Source organism: Arthrobacter sp. H5 (assembly GCF_000520595.1).
GTDB lineage: Bacteria > Actinomycetota > Actinomycetes > Actinomycetales > Micrococcaceae > Arthrobacter_D.
This window is the reverse complement of sequence record NZ_KI915011.1, coordinates 121,052-123,540: the sequence shown is the minus strand read 5'-3', so window position 1 is coordinate 123,540 and position 2,489 is coordinate 121,052. Positions and strand designations below refer to the sequence as shown.

4 protein-coding genes are annotated in these 2,489 nt (G+C 60.3%); all 4 read left to right on the top strand.

The genetic code is table 11. The features are described 5' to 3' along the window. The coding region (locus tag Y708_RS28585) for a F0F1 ATP synthase subunit gamma (RefSeq protein WP_173401530.1) at positions 1–156 on the top strand (156 nt) is incomplete at its 5' end. 85 nt (positions 157–241) lie between these two features. Beyond that, a complete protein-coding gene (atpD, locus tag Y708_RS0116445; protein ID WP_028280770.1) occupies positions 242–1,705 on the top strand; it encodes a F0F1 ATP synthase subunit beta in 1,464 nt (487 codons plus the stop codon). Between the two features lie 7 nt (positions 1,706–1,712). After that, complete coding sequence (locus Y708_RS0116440) at positions 1,713–1,997, top strand: F0F1 ATP synthase subunit epsilon (RefSeq protein ID WP_028280769.1); 285 nt, start codon at positions 1,713–1,715, stop codon at positions 1,995–1,997. Between the two features lie 11 nt (positions 1,998–2,008). Continuing rightward, complete coding sequence (locus Y708_RS0116435; RefSeq protein WP_028280768.1) at positions 2,009–2,440, top strand: DUF2550 domain-containing protein; 432 nt, start codon at positions 2,009–2,011, stop codon at positions 2,438–2,440. The last annotated feature ends 49 nt before the right edge of the window (positions 2,441–2,489 follow it).

Sequence of the window (2,489 nt, the reverse complement as noted above, 5' to 3'; positions counted from 1 at the left end):
CTCGCGGCACGTCAGCGAGCCATGAAGTCCGCGGGTGACAACGCAACCGATTTGATCAAGAAGTACACGCGCCTTCGCAATACCGCCCGCCAGGCGGAAATCACGCAGGAGCTTTCAGAGATTGTGGCAGGAGCAGACGCGCTGAGCGCGTCCTGACCCTCCTTGATCTCGGCGGATTCTCACGTGGATTCCACCAACTGAAACAATTAGCACTACGCCATCTACTGAAGAAGTGAGAGAGATGACTGCCCAGACTGTTGAGAACAGTACGGACTCAGTTGCCCCCGGCGCGACCGGTCGCATTGCCCGTGTCATTGGCCCGGTTGTCGACGTCGAGTTTCCGGCTGACGCAATTCCCGCAATCTACAACGCCCTGACCACTGAGATCACTCTCAATGGTGAGACGCACACCATCACGTTCGAAACGTCGCAGCACCTTGGCGACAACCTGGTTCGCGCAATCGCGCTGCAGGCCACTGACGGTCTGGTCCGCGGAACCGTGGTCCAGGACTCCGGCGCCGCCATCTCGGTACCGGTTGGCGACGGCGTGAAGGGCCACATCTTCAACGTGCTCGGCAAGCCCCTCGACGTCGAGGAATCGGCGCTCGAGATCACTGAGCGGTGGCCCATCCACCGCAAGCCTCCGGCTTTCGCCCAGTTGGAGGGCTCCACGGAGATGCTCGAGACGGGCATCAAGAGCATCGACCTTCTGACCCCGTACATCAAGGGTGGAAAGATCGGACTCTTCGGCGGTGCGGGCGTTGGCAAGACAGTGCTGATCCAGGAAATGATCACCCGTGTTGCGCGGAACTTCGGCGGTACCTCGGTATTCGCCGGGGTCGGCGAGCGCACCCGTGAAGGAAACGACCTCTGGGTCGAAATGGAGGAAGCGGGTGTTCTGAAGGACACAGCCCTGGTCTTCGGACAGATGGACGAGCCACCGGGAACACGGTTGAGGGTTGCCCTCTCCGCGCTCACCATGGCGGAGTACTTCCGCGATGTGCAGAAGCAGGACGTGCTGTTGTTCGTTGACAACATCTTCCGCTTCACCCAGGCCGGTTCCGAAGTTTCCACTCTGCTGGGCCGTATGCCTTCAGCCGTGGGCTACCAGCCAAACCTCGCGGATGAAATGGGTCTCCTGCAGGAGCGGATTACCTCTACACGAGGCCACTCGATCACGTCCATGCAGGCGGTGTATGTGCCTGCTGACGATTACACCGACCCGGCACCGGCGGCAACCTTCGCCCACCTGGACGCGACTACCGAGCTCTCCCGTGAGATCGCTTCGCGTGGTTTGTACCCGGCCATCGATCCGTTGACCTCCACCTCGCGCATCCTTGATCCGCAGTACATTGGCCAGGATCATTACAACACCGCTGTACGGGTGAAACAGATCCTGCAGAAGAACAAGGAACTCCAGGACATCATCGCGATCCTCGGTGTCGACGAACTGTCAGAAGAAGACAAGATCGTTGTATCGAGGGCCCGCCGCATCCAGCAGTTCCTGTCACAGAACACCTACACCGCGAAGCAATTCACCGGCGTCGAGGGCTCCACAGTGACCATCAAGGACACCATCGAAGGCTTCAATGCCATCGCCAACGGTGACCTGGACCACATTGCCGAGCAGGCGTTCTTCAACATCGGCGGTCTCGATGATGTGGAGCGTAACTGGGCAAGGATCCAAGAGCAGAGCGGGAAGTAAGCCCGTCATGGCTGAACTCGAAGTAGAGATTGTCGCAGCGGACCACTTTGTGTGGTCCGGTGCAGCAACCATGGTCAAAGCCCGAACCAGCGACGGCGAGATCGGGATCCTTCCCGGGCACTCACCCGTCCTTGCGATTCTGGCCGAGGGCGAACTGGCCATCCAGCCGGTGTCTGGAGAACGCGTCGTAGTGGGTGTCGACGGGGGTTTCTTTTCCGTGGACAGCAACCGCGTGGTGATCGTGGCTGACAATGCCAGGATCGGCGGCTCTGTGACTGCGGAGACAAGCTGACAGAAACACTGATGGACGGTTTCGGAATTGCGTTCATCACGCTCGCAGCGGTGTTTGCGCTGCTGGTGCTCATGATTGGGGCCTTCTGTCTGCGCCGTTATCAATTGCGGCGCGCGCTGGGAACGTTTGACGCCTCCATCTGCCTCCCTCCTTCGGGATGGCGGATGGGGGTTTGTCGCTATACGGACATGCATCTGGAGTGGCTTCGACTGATGTCGCTTAGTCCGCGTCCGCGATACCGGTATCTCCGCAGCTCGCTGGAGCTTCAGAGCCGGCGGCAGCCCACCGAGGCAGAGAAAGCGCGGATCCAACCCGGAGCCATCGTTGTGGTTTTGACCTACGAGGGACAGGAGCTTCTCCTCGCGATGAACTTCGACGTCTACGCGGGTCTGTCATCGTGGCTGGAGGCCGGTCCGGTGATCGGGATTGGTACTTGGCGCTAACGCAGGCAATGGCGAAACGGAAGGGCCCCCGCAGTGCGGGGGCCCTTCC